16 protein-coding genes are annotated in these 15,997 nt (G+C 56.8%); 13 read left to right on the plus strand and 3 right to left on the minus strand.

Going from position 1 to position 15,997, the window contains the following annotated elements; all coding sequences use genetic code 11:
- Window positions 1-13: 13 nt before the first annotated feature.
- From H8K03_05935 to H8K03_05995, 13 genes are all read left to right on the plus strand, one after another.
- A complete protein-coding gene (locus H8K03_05935; protein UVT21450.1) occupies window positions 14-319 on the plus strand; it encodes a hypothetical protein in 306 nt (101 codons plus the stop codon).
- 11 nt (window positions 320-330) lie between these two features.
- A complete protein-coding gene (locus H8K03_05940; protein ID UVT21451.1) occupies window positions 331-1,767 on the plus strand; it encodes an efflux transporter outer membrane subunit in 1,437 nt (478 codons plus the stop codon).
- A 68-nt stretch (window positions 1,768-1,835) separates the two neighbouring features.
- Complete coding sequence (locus H8K03_05945) at window positions 1,836-2,942, plus strand: alkene reductase (GenBank protein ID UVT21452.1); 1,107 nt, start codon at window positions 1,836-1,838, stop codon at window positions 2,940-2,942.
- Window positions 2,943-3,184: 242 nt separating this feature from the next.
- On the plus strand, window positions 3,185-3,667 hold the full coding sequence (locus tag H8K03_05950; GenBank protein ID UVT21453.1) for a VOC family protein: 483 nt from the start codon (window positions 3,185-3,187) through the stop codon (window positions 3,665-3,667).
- A 35-nt stretch (window positions 3,668-3,702) separates the two neighbouring features.
- The gene (locus H8K03_05955) at window positions 3,703-4,131 is read left to right on the plus strand and encodes a YciI family protein (protein UVT21454.1); all 429 of its coding nucleotides are present in this window, start codon (window positions 3,703-3,705) and stop codon (window positions 4,129-4,131) included.
- 119 nt (window positions 4,132-4,250) lie between these two features.
- Window positions 4,251-4,709, plus strand: coding sequence for an SRPBCC domain-containing protein (locus H8K03_05960; GenBank protein UVT21455.1), 459 nt, complete (start codon window positions 4,251-4,253; stop codon window positions 4,707-4,709).
- Window positions 4,710-4,854: 145 nt separating this feature from the next.
- The gene (locus H8K03_05965) at window positions 4,855-5,454 is read left to right on the plus strand and encodes a DUF1579 domain-containing protein (GenBank protein ID UVT21456.1); all 600 of its coding nucleotides are present in this window, start codon (window positions 4,855-4,857) and stop codon (window positions 5,452-5,454) included.
- A gap of 73 nt (window positions 5,455-5,527) precedes the next feature.
- Window positions 5,528-6,712 (plus strand): exo-alpha-sialidase, encoded by a 1,185-nt coding sequence (locus H8K03_05970; GenBank protein ID UVT21457.1) that lies wholly within the window; start codon window positions 5,528-5,530, stop codon window positions 6,710-6,712.
- A 65-nt stretch (window positions 6,713-6,777) separates the two neighbouring features.
- Window positions 6,778-7,074: a MoaD/ThiS family protein gene (locus tag H8K03_05975; GenBank protein UVT22384.1), complete on the plus strand. Its 297-nt coding sequence runs from the start codon at window positions 6,778-6,780 to the stop codon at window positions 7,072-7,074.
- An 82-nt stretch (window positions 7,075-7,156) separates the two neighbouring features.
- The gene (locus tag H8K03_05980; GenBank protein ID UVT21458.1) at window positions 7,157-7,585 is read left to right on the plus strand and encodes a VOC family protein; all 429 of its coding nucleotides are present in this window, start codon (window positions 7,157-7,159) and stop codon (window positions 7,583-7,585) included.
- A gap of 146 nt (window positions 7,586-7,731) precedes the next feature.
- Entirely contained in the window at window positions 7,732-8,196 is a 465-nt protein-coding gene (locus H8K03_05985) for a VOC family protein (protein ID UVT21459.1), read from the plus strand.
- 83 nt (window positions 8,197-8,279) lie between these two features.
- Window positions 8,280-8,642 carry a DUF1428 domain-containing protein gene (locus H8K03_05990; protein ID UVT21460.1) on the plus strand — a complete coding sequence of 121 codons (363 nt, stop codon included), beginning with the start codon at window positions 8,280-8,282 and terminating at the stop codon, window positions 8,640-8,642.
- Window positions 8,643-9,012: 370 nt separating this feature from the next.
- Window positions 9,013-9,453: a peptidylprolyl isomerase gene (locus tag H8K03_05995; protein UVT21461.1), complete on the plus strand. Its 441-nt coding sequence runs from the start codon at window positions 9,013-9,015 to the stop codon at window positions 9,451-9,453.
- A 129-nt stretch (window positions 9,454-9,582) separates the two neighbouring features.
- On the opposite strand, the gene H8K03_06000 is transcribed toward H8K03_05995, so the two are convergent.
- The 3 genes from H8K03_06000 to H8K03_06010 form a co-directional block, all read right to left on the minus strand.
- Window positions 9,583-12,756, minus strand: a complete 3,174-nt coding sequence (locus tag H8K03_06000) for a CHAT domain-containing protein (GenBank protein ID UVT21462.1) — start codon at window positions 12,754-12,756, stop codon at window positions 9,583-9,585.
- A gap of 96 nt (window positions 12,757-12,852) precedes the next feature.
- On the minus strand, window positions 12,853-13,689 hold the full coding sequence (locus tag H8K03_06005) for a caspase family protein (protein ID UVT21463.1): 837 nt from the start codon (window positions 13,687-13,689) through the stop codon (window positions 12,853-12,855).
- 357 nt (window positions 13,690-14,046) lie between these two features.
- A complete protein-coding gene (locus H8K03_06010) occupies window positions 14,047-15,993 on the minus strand; it encodes a tetratricopeptide repeat protein (protein UVT21464.1) in 1,947 nt (648 codons plus the stop codon).
- Window positions 15,994-15,997: the final 4 nt, after the last annotated feature.

Below are 15,997 nucleotides of genomic sequence, written 5' to 3' on the forward strand. Positions count from 1 at the left end.
ACGGATACCTAGCATGCTTAAGATTACTTCCGAGAACCATCGCAATTCGATCCGACTCAGACTGGAGGGCAGCCTGACCGGACCTTGGGTCGGTGAACTCGAGCATGAGTGGCGATCCATCCGATCGGCAGGAGCGGTTCCTCTCGTCGTGGATCTCACGGGCGTGACCTTTGTCGGAGAGGATGGCAAGGTTTTATTGAAGCAGCTGTGGCGAGAGGGGGCTCAATTGATCGCAACAGGCTGCTGCATCGGTCATCTTGTCGAGGAAATTGCCGCATCAGAATCTGCCACGTCCAGCATCCGATACGGGACGAAATGAGAGGAAGCATCATGCGCACAGTGAGTCTATTTATCGGGGCCATCTTCCTGGCCGCCTGCGCCGTTGGACCGGACTATTCCCGGCCCGACCTGTCATCACCGGCGTCGTTCAGGTCGGCTGCTGCCCAGGCAGAAGCCGAATCGTTCGCGAACTTGCCATGGTGGGACCTGCTCCAAGACCCGGCGCTTCAAACACTGATTCAGACGGCGCTCAGGGAGAACAAGGATCTCAAACGCGCGGCCGCCTCTGTCGAAGAATTCCAAGCTCGTCTTTTGGTCGCCAAGATGGACTTTGCCCCGAAGGCCGACATTACGGGCAGCGCCCCCCTCATGGGACGGAAAGCGCAATTTCTGTTTCCTGGCTTTCCGAACGCGTTCAACTATTACCTCCAAGGCAATCTCGCCTGGGAGCTCGACATCTGGGGCCGCATCCGGCGGTCCAATGAAGCGGCACGCGGCGATCTCCTGGCACGCGAGGAAGCCAGGCGCGCCGTGGTCTTGCAGCTCGTCAGCGGCGTCGCTGAATCCTATTTCGACCTGTTGCAGTTCGATCGACAACTGGAGATCGCCAGACGCACGCTTCAATCATGGCAAGAATCGGTGAGGATTGCGCAGGCACGTTTGCGGGAAGGGGTCATTGCCAAGCTCGATCTGGATCAATTCACGTCGGAGCGGGCCAACGCGCTGGCGCGGGTCGCCGAGTTGGAACGGCAGATGGTCCAGAAAGAAAATCAGCTGGCCGTGCTGCTGGGGCGAGACCCGGGACCCATCGCGCGGGGACGGTCGTTGACGGATCAAGTCCTACCGCCTGCGATCCCCGCCGGCCTCCCCTCTGAACTCTTGCAACGGAGACCGGACCTCGTGCAGGCCGAACAGGAGCTGGCGGCGGTGACGGCGAGAATCGGTGCGGCCAAGGCAGACCGATTTCCCAAACTCACCATCACCGGCATTTTGGGCGTCGCCAGTCCCCAGTTTTCCCGGCTCATTGCAAACGAAACGGCATTCGGCGTCGCCGGTCCCAGCATCGCCGGCCCGTTGCTCAATGCACAAGCCCTCGGGTTCCAACAGAAAGCCGTCGAGGCGCAGGCGAGGCAAGCGCTTGCCCAGTATGAACAGTCGGTTCTTGTCGCGTTTAGAGAGGTTGACAACGCGTTAGTCGCAGTGCGGACTACCCAAGAGCAACGGAATGCCCAGGCCGAGCAGGTCGAGTCGCTCCAGTCTGCCTTTCGCCAAGCGACGCTCCGCTACAAGAGCGGGCTCGCCAATTATCTGGACGTCCTGATCGCCCAACGCAATCTGTTCGAGGCCGAACTGTCATTGATGAGCACTCATCGTCTCCATCTCGTCTCGGTTGTGCAATTGTACAAAGCCTTGGGCGGCGGCTGGTCGCCGTTGGACCCAGCCCAGCAGATGCCGACGGCAACAGTCGCAGAAGTAAGCAAGGGTTAAGGAGTCACAAAGGCCGAACAAGCTAAACAGTTCTCTATTTTCTGGACCACATAAAGAGAGGATCTCGCATGAAGACTCGTGACGGTCTGCTTTCCTCAGTGCGTGTCGGCCCTTATACGTTGCACAATCGGTTGGTCATGGCGCCGATGACGCGCAATCGCTCCAGCCGCGCCACCGTTCCGCAGCCGATGAACGCGTCGTATTATGCTCAACGCGCCTCGGCTGGTCTCATTGTGACCGAAGGAGCGCAGGTATCTCCGCAAGGTGCGGGCTATCCTTACACCCCCGGCATTCACAACGCGGAACAGGTACAAGGCTGGCGGTCAATCACAGAGGAAGTACATCGAAACGGCGGCCGCATCTTTCTGCAACTGTGGCACGTCGGACGAATCTCACATCCCTCATTGCAACCGAATGGCGCATTACCGGTGGCGCCCTCCGCCATAAAACCCGAAGGTGAGGCTCATACCTATGAGGGCCGAATGCCGTTCGTCACGCCACGAGCCCTTGACCTGGAAGAAATTCCAGAAATCATCGCACAATTTCGGAATGGGGCCATCCATGCACTCGACGCCGATTTTGACGGGATGGAGATTCATGCAGCCAACGGGTATCTGATCGATCAATTCCTTCGCGACGGCACGAATCGGCGCACTGACGCCTATGGCGGATCGGTAGCCAACCGCGCTCGTTTCCTCATGGAAGTCGTCAAAGCGGTTGCACAAGTTTGGGGAGCCAACCGGGTCGGGGTGCGGCTGTCGCCGGTCAATCCCTTTAACAATATGTACGATTCGGACCCCCAAACGACCTTCGAATATGCGGCCGAACAGCTGAGCCCCGTCGGACTCGCGTACCTCCACGTTGTCGAGGCTGACGAACACGGAGAAACAACACATCCAACGGTCAATTTTCGCCGAATCCGTGATGCATTCGAAGGGACCTATATCGCCAACGGAGGCTTTGACCACGAGCGGGCAAGTGCATATCTCGCTCAGGGACACGCCGACCTGATTTCTTTCGGACGGCTGTTTTTAGCCAACCCGGACTTACCGGAACGTTTTGCTCAAAGCGCCCCATTAAACGTGCCGAATCCTGCTACGTTTTATGGAGGTGATGAACGGGGATATACAGACTACCCCTCGTTAGAAATGAGATCCGTTTGTTGCCATGGTTAGGCAGAAATCCAAGTCGGCGATCAACACACCCAGCCTGTCGTGGTTTTCACACCAAGAGAAGAGATGATGACCGTTTCTTGTCGCGGCCATGGCCCGCGGGTTCGGACTCTCGTGATCTCCCCAGGGATGTGACGAAAAGACAAAGCTTTTTTGTGAATCGGAAAATTGTGACTCGCTGTCGATTGATGGCCCACCTGTTCGACTACTAGGTAGGCACAGGTAACAGAAACAAGGAGCTCATCATGCAACAACTCACGCCCTGCTTGTGGTTCGATGATCGGGCCGAAGAGGCGGCACAGTTTTACGTGTCCATCTTCAAGAATTCCCAGTTAGGACCAATCACGCACTACGGTGAGACGGGCGCCAAGACCTCGGGAAGGCCGAAAGGGTCTGTCATGACCGTGACGTTTATGCTTAATGGCCAAGAATTCGTGGCGCTGAACGGCGGACCGCTCTTCAAGTTTACCGAAGCGGTCTCCTTCATGGTGAAGTGTCATTCCCAGGAAGAAATCGACGAGATGTGGGCCAAGCTGTCGGAAGGTGGAGAACCGGGACCGTGCGGCTGGCTGAAGGACAAATACGGGCTCTCCTGGCAAATCGTGTCCCCCGAGTGGGACAAGATGTTGCAGGATCAGGATACCAAGAGGTCCGAACGGGTGATGGAGGCCATTCTCCAAATGACCAAGCCCGATCTCGAAGCGATTCAACGAGCGTATGCAGGATAACCGGCGACAATGCGGTAACCCAAAGGAGGTTCGTCATGCGGTTCATGGTCATTGTGAAAGCTACCAAGGAGTCGGAAGCCGGTGTGATGCCGAGCACGCAACTCTTGACTGATATGGGAAAGTTTAATGAAGTCCTCGTGAACGCCGGCGTGCTCCTCGCCGGCGATGGGCTGCATCCCAGTTCCAAAGGGGCGCGCGTAAGGTTCTCGGGCACCAAGCGTACGGTGATCGACGGCCCTTTTGCCGAAACCAAGGAACTCATCGCCGGCTACTGGCTCTGGCAGTGCAAATCGAAGGAAGAAGCGATCGAATGGGTCAAGCGCTGTCCGAATCCCCACAACGAAGACAGCGAAATTGAAATTCGTCAGGTCTTCGACGCCGAGGATTTCGGGACCGAGTTCACGCCAGAGTTGAGAAAACAGGAACAGCGCGTATTCGAACAAGCGAAGGCGAACGCCCGGTAGCCACAGGAGCAGGAGGCTGTCGTTCATTGCCGGAAGCATCGCGTGCTGATCAGCACCTCCTAGGCTTGCTGCAAATAAGGCCACTATATTTCGAATAAGAGGAACTGAGCAGAGGGAACATGGTGGACATTATTCATAGAATTGGAATCAAGGCACCGATATCGAAGGTGTACGCCGCGCTATCGACGGTCGAGGGCATCGCCGGTTGGTGGACCAAGAAAACATCCGGATCATCCAAGGTTGGGGGTACGATCGGGGTTCGGTTCCTTTCTGTGGGTGGGAAAGAAATCGGCTGCATGAACATGGAAGTCATTGCGCTCGATCCCAACAGGAAGGTGCATTGGCGCTTCAATGCGGGGCCGGAGGAATGGATAGGAACGGACGCGGTATTCCTTTTATCCCAGGAAGGTGATTACACGATCATACTCTTTGGTCACAAAAACTGGCAGGAGGCGAGCGAGTTCACCGCTCATTGCAGTACGAAATGGGCCACGTTTCTATTGAGTCTTAAAGGTCTTGCCGAAACCGGTAAAGGTATGCCCTCACCCGATGATCTCAAGGTGGACAACTGGAATTAGCCATCAGCTGAAGAGAATGAGGGGGCTGGTACACGGCGAAGCTCATGAAAGCCGAATGTCGATTTTCCAATCACGGAGCGACTATCGTATGACAGTCAACAGCCGAACCAGAAATCAAGGCTTGATACCTTACAAGGAGGCCACTATGCGTTTCATGTCTCTTACCGTTACGACGTTGTGCATCACGTTACTGGGCTTGCCAGTTCTGGCTAAAGAGAAAAAACACGCCGCGCCTATGGATGAAAAAGCCATGATGGAGATGTGGCAAAAACTAGCCACGCCCGGAGAACCGCACAAGCAATTGGAAAACCTGGCCGGAAGCTGGACGACACAGACCAAGGAATGGATGGAGCCCGGTAAACCGCCGATGGAATCAAGTGGCACCGTCGAAATGAAGGCCATCTTAGGCGGGCGGTTTCTTCAACAGGAATATACCGGCAGCATGATGGGCCAGCCGTATTCGGGTGTCGGGACGACCGGGTATGACAATCTGCGCAAGAAGTATGTGTCGACCTGGATCGATTCGATGGGCACGGGAATTTTCTTGATGGAAGGTACGGCCACCGCGGACGGTAAGACGATCACGCTCAAGGGAGGGCATGACGAACCGGGTGGCGGGCACATGACCCATCGCGCAGTGTGGAAGCTCGTCGATCAGAACACCCAGATCTTTGAGATGTATGGGGCCCACAAGGGCGAGAAAGAAATGAAGGGAATGGAAATCACCTATACGCGGAAGCAGTAGTCGGACGACGAGTGGACAAAGCGGCTGGTGGCCGGCCGCTAAAAACCGGGGCATAGCGAGAAAGGAGTCCTACATGAGCAGGGTACGGCTGCTGGTCGGCACCAGAAAGGGAGCGTTCATTCTGACATCGGACGGCTCACGCAAACAGTGGGACGTGCAAGGGCCACACTTCGGAGGATGGGAGCTCTACCACATCACGGGTTCGGCGGTCGATTCGAATCGATTGTATGCCTCGCAGACCAGCAGTTGGTTCGGGCAAGTCATTCAACGCTCGGATGACGGCGGGAAAACCTGGAACGCCCCCGGCACCAAACCCGAAGATCTGATGGGGTCCGACGGCATGCCGAAGGGTGAGAGCAACATGTTTCGCTACGACACGTCCGCGGAAACAGGGAAACCGCTCACGACACACCAACATTATGACGGCTCGCAGCGCCCGTGGGAATTCAAACGAGTGTGGCATCTCGAACCGTCATTGACCGATCCCGATACGGTGTACGCCGGAGTCGAGGACGCGGCCTTGTTCCGGTCGACCAACGGTGGGCAGACGTGGCACGAGCTTGCCGGACTACGCGATGTGAAAGGAAATCTGTGGCAACCGGGTGCCGGTGGGATGTGCCTGCATACGGTTATGTTGGATCGGACGAATCCTCAACGTATGTATATTGCCATCTCCGCGGCCGGCGCGTTCCGCACAGATGATGGTGGCCAGACATGGCGGGCGATCAACCGCGGTTTGAAATCGCAGTATGAGTTGCCCGATCCGGATGCAGATGTCGGGCACTGCGTGCACAACATCGCCATGCATCCATCACGCCCGAATGTGTTGTTCATGCAGAAGCACTGGGACGTGTTGCGGAGCGACGACGCCGGCGAGTCCTGGCACGAGATCAGCGGCAACTTGCCGAGCGATTTCGGATTCCCGATCGCCGTCCATGCCCATGAACCGAACACAGTCTACGTCGTGCCGATCAAGAGCGACTCCGAACACTATCCTCCGGAAGGCAAGCTGCGCGTATATCGCAGCCGCACGGGAGGCGACGAATGGGAGGCGCTGACAAAGGGCCTGCCGCAGGAGAATTGCTATGTCAATATTCTGCGGGACGCGATGACCGTCGATCGGCTCGATCCCTGTGGCATTTATTTTGGAACGACCGGCGGCCAAGTCTATGGCTCGGCCGATGGCGGCGACAGCTGGGCGCCAATTGTCCACGACCTACCGGCGGTCTTGTCAGTCGAGGTGCAGACACTCCAGTGAGACGTGAAGCGTATTTCGTAGGAGACCGCGGTCGTCTGAAACGAGATACGAACGACGGAGAAGAGATGGTTCGTGTGATTCTTCCGCAACATCTGCGAACCCTGGCGCACGTCAACGGTGAAGTGACCCTTGAGGTCAACGGTCCGGTGACGCAACGTGCAATCCTCGACGCGCTTGAAGCCCGCTATCCGATGTTGCGCGGGACGGTGCGCGATCATGTGACGCGCAAGCGCCGGGCGTTCGTGCGCTTCTTTGCCTGCGAGCAAGACCTCTCTCACGAATCGCCCGATACCCCGCTGCCCGAAGCCGTCGTGACGGGAAACGAGCCGTTCCTGATTGTGGGGGCAATGGCCGGCGGATAGCGGCGAGTTGAGGCGCATGGCCTACAGCTGATTGCAAGAATCCGAAAACGAAGCGCCCTTACTAACGTCAAAGGAGAAACACATGAGTACGCAATCCAAAGCCAAGTCGACAACAAAGCGGAAAGGTACGAAAAGCATCCGCGCCTCAGCGAGCATCTGCTGGTTCGACGTCCCGGCGGACGATCCCCAGCGTGCCAAGAAGTTTTACAGCTCGTTGTTCGGGTGGAAGATCGAGCAGTTTCCCGGAGCGGAGGATTACTGGCACATCGACACAGGTGGCCTCGACGGGACACCGGATGGTGGATTGATCGTGCGCAAGCACCCCAAGCATTCCATCACCAACTATATGGCGGTGTCCTCAGTGGACAAATCAGCGGCGAAGGTCGAGAAGCTTGGCGGCACGATCTGCAAGCCCAAAACGGCGGTACCGAAGATGGGCTATTTCGTAATATGTCGAGACACGGAAGACAATGAATTCGCGCTGTGGGAACCGAACGACCGCGCCAAGTAACGCTCCGGCTATCGCCGTGGCACAGCGAGAAGCGCATCGCTGTGCCGCGCTTCGAGGCGGTAGGCCTCCCGTCCAATTGAGCGTCGCCCTAACATTGAGAGCCAAGAAAAGGTAAGACGAGCCGTTTCAACCGAAAGGAGAAAGCCATGAACAAGCAGGTCAAGCCGATTCCCGATGGGATGCGTACGGTAACCCCGCACTTGGTGTGCGCCGGTGCCGCGGATGCGATTGAATTTTACAAGAAGGCCTTCAATGCGGTGGAGCTGGGAAAGGTCCCCGGACCAGAGGGAAAGCTCCTGCATGCCCTGATCCGAATCGGGGACTCTCCCGTCATGCTCGTCGATGAATTTCCCGGTCATAACTCGTTCGGGCCCAAGTCGCTCAAAGGTTCGCCCGTTACCATCCACCTCTATGTCCACGATGTGGAGGCGGTCTTCAACCAAGCCGTCGCTGCCGGCGCGAAAATCACGATGCCGGTCGCCGATATGTTCTGGGGAGACCGGTACGGCCTGCTCGAAGACCCCTTCGGACACCACTGGTCGATCGCCACGCACGTTCGCGATGTGAATCCGACCGAGCTTCAGGAGCAGGCGCGGAAGGCTTGCGGCTAGCCGATGGCATTCAACACACAAACGGTGCGGGAGCGAATATCTATTCGCTCCCAGCCAGTTACACGCAATCAAAGGAGGTCCGTATGGCCCGCTATGTCGATGGATTTGTCTTGCCCGTTCCGAAGAAGAAATTGAACGCCTACCGCCGTCTGGCACAGAAGGCGGGGGAAATTTGGCGCGAACATGGCGCGCTCGACTATAAGGAGTGCGTCGGTGACGATCTCAACATTAAGATGGGCGTTCCATTCCCGCGTCAAATGAAGGTCAAGTCCGGCGAGACGATCGTGTTCGCCTATATTCTCTACAAGTCGCGGGCGCATCGAGACCGCGTCAATGCCAAGGTCATGAAAGACCCGCGCCTGGCAGACATGTGCGACTCCAAAGACATGCCGTTCGACTGCAAGCGCATGGTCTACGGTGGATTTAAGGTTCTAGTCGACACCTAACGCACATTATTCCAGCAACATCTCACCTACTGGACGGAGAACATGCACACCCCGATCGTCATCGTTAATTTTCGCTCGTGTTTTGATCGTTCTGTATCACAATTGAACAGCTAGTAACTTGCCGAGTGGCCCCACACGAGTGAATGCAGTAGCGTGAACAATATCCAAATCACCTAGCCTGGAACCGATCGCTCGTCCTCACACGTTCGTCCCGCGACCTTTCCAGTCTATATACGAACCACTTCTCACAGGAGGTTAGCCTATGAGACATCCATATCTATTGTTTCAAGCGGTGTGCGGTTGGTGCGCGGTTCTATTGCTCTCGGCCGTTTTTGCTTCGGCAGGAGAGTCCAAGAAAGGGGCATACGCAATGACTGTCTCACATGGTAAGCAAGTCACCTTGGAGTACACGCTCAAGCTGGACGATCAATCGATCGTGGATACGAACGTGGGTGGGGAACCGTTGAAGGTCACACAGGGCAGTCATCAACTCATTCCGGGTGTCGAAAAGGCGATTGAGGGCATGGCGTCCGGAGAGAAAAAGAAGTTTACGGTCCCCCCCACCGAGGGCTATGGCACCATCGACCCCAAAGCGTTTCAAGAAGTGGACAAGAAGATGGTACCGGCTGATTCCCGGAAAGTGGGGACACAGTTGGAGGGGAAAACCGCCGATGGACGAAAGGTTTTTCCGCGTATTTCTGAGGTAAAGAACGATACCGTCGTGCTCGACTTCAACCATCCCCTCGCCGGCAAGACACTCTATCTCGACATCAAGGTCCTGGACGTCGCGATGGCACCGATATCAGAGTGATACTCCTCGCGTGCGGGGTGGTCACACGCCCCGCACGATCGACCCCAGCCATAGCTTTGGCGGCGGTAGCGATTTCAAGCCGTTCATCCAGCTTCACCACCCAAGAATCTCCTCCACATGTCCACGAGACTACGAGGCGCTTGTGCCGTTCTTCTTTGACAGGGCGATCAGTTTCGCGGTGGCTTGACCGTAGTGTTGATAGGCGCCCCATGTCGACCCACTCATAAGGATAGCTGCTCTGGCCTTCGATAGAGAGCTCCCAAGATCATTGCCGGACAGCGCTTCCGTATAAAAGACCTTCGCAAACTCTAATGCCGCTGCGTCATCCACAGGCCAACCGGTCCCAATGTAGTTCTGGACGCCTCGCTCAAAAAAAGCTTGGGCCAACCCCGCAAGGCTTCGATTCGATTCCTGCAGCGTAAAGGGCTTCCCGGATCGAACGACGCCGGAGAAGCAGGCGTTGGCAAAAATCAGGCGCGGCACGTGCCGCGCTCGAAACACATCCCTCGCGGACAGCACGTTCTCTTTGCCGAAAATCCATCCGCTCTTGGAAGGATTTTTTTCGTCGAAGTCGCCATGCCCCGAGTAATGAATCAAATCGAACTCCTCGCTCAGGATCAGCGCAAGCAGTTCGACCGGATCACATTCATTCGCCCCGATCCGTTGCTCGATTGAGATATTCAGGCCCTGTCTCTCCTTCATGCTTTGCAGAACTTTCACCACAGTGCGACCTTCCTCCCGCGCTCCCGGCAATTGCAGGTCGACCTCCGGAGCCGGGTCAGCGATGACCAGCACGCGCAGGCTGTCGGCAGTCGTCGTCGCAACCAGTCCCGGCGGGCCAGACAAGGTGGTGCGGAATTGCCGCGTCAGTTGCCGGCCAGGCCCATAAAAAATGGCTTTCCCGTGTTGTTCGAATGCAGCCATCTCCCACGGGAATGCCGCTGTGGAACGGTCAACCATGAGGGTGAGCGGCGTGATATCGACCATATCCTGGAAGTCTTCCGGCATGAGGTAGCTGTGTAAGAGCTTTCCGTATTTCTGCTGATCCTCCAAACTTCGAGACTCCTTCAGGAGTTCGGCCGCTCCTTCTGCATACGAGGATTGAATCGTGATTTCTCGGACTGGAATAACCGCCTGTTCCCTGATGGCTGAGAACCGGAACACGTCATGGTCGCGTTCGATCGTAATCCGGCTCCCCTTCATCGTATCCTGGTTGGCCGGCTTCGATTGTTGTCTGCGATGCGTACGCTTCGGCAACTGCCGCTCCATCACGCGCAATTTCAAGCCATCGTTCTGGTTCTGTGAGATTCTATTCAACAGCTCCTTGATCACCTTCAAGCGATTTGTATCGTACTCCACGATACGCAGGGTCTCGAGATGCCCTTGGTCCTTCAGTTGTCTGAGCGCTGACCCTACGCCTTGCAGCATGCCTTCGATCGCCTGCTCCAAGGACAAATTACCTTCCCCCGAGCCGACTACAACCGTGGCGAATTCACGCCATCCGAGCGCAGTGACGCCATAGGTGACATTGGCGAAGAGGAGATCCAGGTCCTCCCGATTGAAACGCCCGTATTCGCCCATGCCGGCGAGGATCACGGCATTGGCAGCAAGAGATTTGCGCACATTGGGGATGAGAAATACTTCGCCGAGCCCGCCACCGATGATGCCGCGTTTGACGGCCTTGGAAATCCAGAACTCCAGCGCCTGGTCCAGCGCTCCAACCGCACGCACGGGTGGTACCCCTCTGTAGTGCCCGACCACGACCGCCGTCGTCTTGATATCGCGAATGTCACCCTGAACGATTTCAACGTTTAGGGAGATAGGCTTCTCTCTTTGTGTCTTCTTTTTCCGCACTGCGTAGGTTTCGGCCGGGACTGAATCCGTCACCGCCCGGACCTTTGAAGAGGCCTGCACCATGACAGCTTGCCTGAGCAATCGCTCTGCCCGACGGCGCTCTGCGGCGCTGCTTTGGTTGGCATTCGTCGCTTCCGCGATTTGGCGAATCTCCTCGGCATCCTGTCGATCTTGCACGGCACGAACACGCGAGGACGGCACCGAGCGGACTGCGCGGGCGGTGACTGGTTCCGTCGCCAATACGCCGGTCTTGCCGGTTCGCAGGATCTCATCGATGGCCTCAAGCACCTGTTCATGCTTCTGCAGGTCACCATGGATCTCGTCGACATAATATGTCGGCACACCGGGAAGCAGCCCCAGTGCGTGCGTGACGCGACCATCGCCTTTCAAGGTGATGTCAAACTCGAACATGCCGGGCGCATCGATCCTTACCCCGCACACCGTTTCCTGATTGCAACCGGCGATATAGGTCATCCGCTCCGGATCGGTCGTCGCCGACACATCGAGGTCCGTGTGGAACTTGCGCGCCCGATTGAGGTGGGAGGTCAGGATGGGATACCGGCCCCAAGTGCCTCGATCGTAGAGACTTTGTTCTGGGACAGAGAGCTTTGCGTATGCAGGGAGTAGCTGGTAACTCCCCACGAATCCATTCAGGACGTCTAGCACTTCGTCCAAGTCGTGTCGTAGATCTGCCGCTGCCAACCACTTCACAAGCTTGTCTTTCGCCACCATCGCTTGCGCAATGGCATACGAACCGTAGTTCGGCGTGCCCAGCATAATGAGGCGACCGCCCTGTACCTTCTTCGGCTCCGACATGGCTTTCCACGTCTTGGGATACAGCCGAATAAAATTCCGGGACACGAGACCTCCCATGGAATGGGCGACAAGGTGGACCGGTTGGTCTTTGAACTTCGATTCCACGAGACCTTTCAAGCCTTCCGCCGCCTGATCCAGATCTTTTCGCCAGTCGTAGGCAAAGGGCTCAACGTTCCAGTTCGCTTTCAGCCACAAGATCGCCTCTGCATAGCTATCTTTGTCGAGCCCACTGGGATAGACACGCAAGGTTGAATCGGCTTCCCGCGAACCGTCCGGAGCTAGTTGTAGCTTTTTGATTCCCCCTCCCATGAGCCGCAAGAAACTGACCCACACGGTGTCATCATCGCCATCTTCCGTGACGGTCAACTCGGACCCCATGATGCCGGGGATAAAGATGATATTGCCTCGCAGTACGTCGCGCTTTTGTCGAGCCGATCTCGCACGATCGGCTAGACGTTGCAGCCGTTCGAGCTTCTCGGACCCGAAGTGCTCCCTCAATGCCTGGTCCGATACTGTTCTAGACTTGCTTCGGCGCGCGGAACCGGAGAGCTGAGTTTCAAACTCCTCCCAATCCATGTCATGGATCCGACGGTCCGGCTCGCGCTGCATGATCCGTTTCTGTCTTATGCTCATCGCCGAATCCTTCCTTAGAGAGAACCGGTCGGGTAGCCCAACACCATGTTTGAAAGTGACGGCGGCCCGATGGCCGCCCTCACCGTCCTGGTCTCACTAACTCAGAAAGAATCGATCGAACGACGTGCGTTGCCCTTCGAGCTGGGGTACTTGATCGAAGTCGTTCTTCTTCAGTTTCGCGACGGTACGTTGATGCAGCTCTCGGTAGGTCAGCTTGCCCTCGGCCTCTTTGATCGACTCGACGAGATAATAGGTCAAGGCCCCGTTATACGAGCCACCGATGTGGGCATCGGCGGACGTTTGCGTATCCCGGCACCCGGTGATGAGCAGCTCTTGGATATCGGCATTGACAATATCGCTCTTCCGCTTACGCCCGCGAGGCGCTTTTCCTAGTTTCCCGCTAACCGTCCCACGCAGTTTTCGACCAGACTCGGTGCCCATGAGATCCAACGGGCAAGGAAGGAATCGCTCTTTCCTGGGAGCATTCGGCGGGATAATGGCACGCGTGATAGTGCCGGAATGGCAGCAGTCCATAATAACAGTCAGACTCACGCCCTTGCGAAGCTTGTTCAAGGTCTTTCGGAGCCAATCATCCCTGAATGGATCGTTCCAATCTAGATCAGTGGGACATAAGATCTCGTCGCGCTTATCCGCTTCGTCACCGTTATCATCCGGCACGTTCGACCCATGCCCCGAATAATGGAGCAGCAGAACATCGCCCTTCTTCCCGCCTCCAATCAGCTTTTTAATGGCGGCTTGCATCGCCTTCTTCGTCGCCTTCAGATCGGTGAGCGTCGTCATGTCCTTTTCGGTAAATCCATAGTAGGTTTTCAGCGCCTCACTCAAATTTGTCACGTCATTGACACACCCACTAAGATCCGCCCCGGGGATTTGGTATTTGTTGATCCCGATCAGCACCGCTCGCTTTGCCATAACAACTCCTTTCTGTGGTGGTGTCGACTAATCAGGCCATGGCTACAAACGTGCCCACCAATCTTGTTGCCTTGGCCCTCCTATCTGCGTGCAATGCGCGCAACAGATACGGGCAATGCCCGAAAGACGTGTTGACAATGCGCTGAGCAAACATCTTGCCACTCAGGATTTGGATGCTTCCACGGCACGATGTCATTGCTAGGGCGTATTCCGGCAGGAAGAATACAGTATTTTCATGTTTCCGGATAGATCGGATGAGTCAGCGGAGGGCTATATGAGTGCTTGATCAAAACCGATGGAGAATCTAAACCGATACAGCACTGTATCGAAATAGGCTAGGGTCGGTGTGCTCCCAAGCTACAGAGTCCGGCTATCGATCCAGGTCACCTGACCAGTCCGACGGTTCACTTCCTGATACATATGCGCTGTGCCACCACGGCCATCACCTCCACCACCGTCCCAGAGACAGACAAACTGAACCTTGTCGATGCCATAGGACAGGGCAGTATAGAGGAGCCAGAGGTTACAGCGTTCATAGGGATCAGCATCTTTCGGAGGAGGGCCAAGACTTTCCGGAGTTGAGCGAACAGTCGCCATGAGCTTGGCTTTGGCCTTGTAATATCGCTCGCGCCACGATTCGCCGTGACAGACCACCGACTTCTGGATAAAAGTTGGTTCGTCGAATGGCTGGAGCCACTGAACCTTGACCCCTCGCTGCTGACAAGCCTCGGTAAAGAGCAGATCGCCGCCACACGCACCTTGCGTCAGAGCCAGGTCTTCCGGACCGGCGTCGAGGTTCTGCAAGGCCTCGGCAATCTTCTGAGCCGCAACCGGTTCTTTGGAGGCAGGAAACCGAGGCGGTTGCCGTCCCGGTTTATCGATCATGTGTCCGCTGAAGAGGAAAACCCGTCGCGGCGAAAACGGCGGGGTCGCTCGCCGGATCTCGGCCTCAACGATTGCCAGTGCGGCGGCGGTCTCCTCAGACCTGAATTCGAGATCGCGCAGCAGTTCCAACGTCTGCCGGGATGAATCGAGCGCAAACCAGTCTCGGTCGGCAGCGGCCATCGCGGCGCGGTACTCACGAATCACTGTGTCCCTCGGGTTGACCAGGAGGCACACCTCGGCGTAGCTCGCCCGCGCCCAATAATCTTTCTTGTCTCGTTCTTGCGCCGTAAGGCTCGCCCATAGTACGCCGCCAATCAGGTTGTCGATCACGGTTCGGTTCGGTTGTCCGCCGAGATGCTCAAGCAGCAGATGCAGCGTCAGCGAATTGATGCCCGAGTAAAAGTGGGAAGGATCGGCAATGAACGCTTTGTGGTACGGCTCGATGGCTTGTTCGAGGCTCGCCTGCTCAGCCGCCGCCGCGGCACGCATCTGTGCGGGAGTGCTGTCGGGCCTGCGCCAACGCTGGACCCAGTTGTCCTTCTCCACTCGCCCCGCCAACGCCCAGACTTCTGAATCAGAGGGGTAATTCTCCGTGAGCTGACGCGTGTACTCCCGTGCCTCTTCGTAGCGGCCGAGTCGCCCCAGGCACACGGCTTTCTTCTCGCGGCTTGGCTTGTCCTCGGCATCGAGCTTTAGCGCCGACTCGAACTGCTCCAGCGCGAAATCGAACTGCCGTAGTTTGATCAGGCTATTCCCGGCAGCGCGGCGCGATTCTATCCACAGCGCCTGCGTCGGCGTTTCGTCGGCAAGCACCAGGATGTCGCCGACGTGGTTTCTCTGACGCGCCACTTCCATCCGGCTCTTCCACGCCTCATAGGCCATGCTGAACTCGTTGCGCTTGGCGAGCAGGAGATCTCGCCACTGAGGCTCTTGCAAGTGATCGAGCAGGGAATACACCGGGCTGACCTTGCGTCCCTGCCACGATTCCATTGTGGCCTTTACCATATTGGCCAATTTCGATCTCTCTAACTCCAAGGCCGCCGGGTCCGGTCCACGATCCTTGATGGAGTAGCGCAGTTTGCGATCGGTATAAAGGTCAAATGCCGTCGGCACCTGTCCGCCGCTGATCAGCACGACACCGCGTGCCCGCAGCGCATGTCTCACACCGAGCTCGTACCAGACATTGGGATTGTCAATCGTCAGATCAGCAACAACGAGGTCGGCAATGAGCAGCTCCTGGAACATATCGGGCAAAATCCCTCCGGCGCGCTGCTCTTCATCTGCCCGGAACACCTCCAGCCCCGCCGACTCCAACGCCGGCTTGATCAGCTCCGTATAGACGCGATTGAAATCAATGTCGTTGCCTTGGCTGTCCTTCTTCACACCAAACGGCATCGCGACAAATGCATGGGGTTTCATACAC

Source organism: Nitrospira sp., assembly GCA_024760545.1.
Lineage (GTDB): Bacteria > Nitrospirota > Nitrospiria > Nitrospirales > Nitrospiraceae > Nitrospira_D.

Coding starts and splice junctions, on each gene's coding strand:
- H8K03_05995 (UVT21461.1), top strand. CDS start 9,013: ATGACTGTCTCACATGGTAAGCAAGTCACCTTGGAGTACACGCTCAAG.
- H8K03_05970 (UVT21457.1), top strand. CDS start 5,528: ATGAGCAGGGTACGGCTGCTGGTCGGCACCAGAAAGGGAGCGTTCATT.
- H8K03_05965 (UVT21456.1), top strand. CDS start 4,855: ATGCGTTTCATGTCTCTTACCGTTACGACGTTGTGCATCACGTTACTG.
- H8K03_06000 (UVT21462.1), bottom strand. CDS start 12,756: ATGAGCATAAGACAGAAACGGATCATGCAGCGCGAGCCGGACCGTCGG.
- H8K03_05960 (UVT21455.1), top strand. CDS start 4,251: ATGGTGGACATTATTCATAGAATTGGAATCAAGGCACCGATATCGAAG.
- H8K03_06005 (UVT21463.1), bottom strand. CDS start 13,689: ATGGCAAAGCGAGCGGTGCTGATCGGGATCAACAAATACCAAATCCCC.
- H8K03_05975 (UVT22384.1), top strand. CDS start 6,778: ATGGTTCGTGTGATTCTTCCGCAACATCTGCGAACCCTGGCGCACGTC.
- H8K03_05935 (UVT21450.1), top strand. CDS start 14: ATGCTTAAGATTACTTCCGAGAACCATCGCAATTCGATCCGACTCAGA.
- H8K03_05980 (UVT21458.1), top strand. CDS start 7,157: ATGAGTACGCAATCCAAAGCCAAGTCGACAACAAAGCGGAAAGGTACG.
- H8K03_06010 (UVT21464.1), bottom strand. CDS start 15,993: ATGAAACCCCATGCATTTGTCGCGATGCCGTTTGGTGTGAAGAAGGAC.
- H8K03_05985 (UVT21459.1), top strand. CDS start 7,732: ATGAACAAGCAGGTCAAGCCGATTCCCGATGGGATGCGTACGGTAACC.
- H8K03_05945 (UVT21452.1), top strand. CDS start 1,836: ATGAAGACTCGTGACGGTCTGCTTTCCTCAGTGCGTGTCGGCCCTTAT.
- H8K03_05950 (UVT21453.1), top strand. CDS start 3,185: ATGCAACAACTCACGCCCTGCTTGTGGTTCGATGATCGGGCCGAAGAG.
- H8K03_05940 (UVT21451.1), top strand. CDS start 331: ATGCGCACAGTGAGTCTATTTATCGGGGCCATCTTCCTGGCCGCCTGC.
- H8K03_05955 (UVT21454.1), top strand. CDS start 3,703: ATGCGGTTCATGGTCATTGTGAAAGCTACCAAGGAGTCGGAAGCCGGT.
- H8K03_05990 (UVT21460.1), top strand. CDS start 8,280: ATGGCCCGCTATGTCGATGGATTTGTCTTGCCCGTTCCGAAGAAGAAA.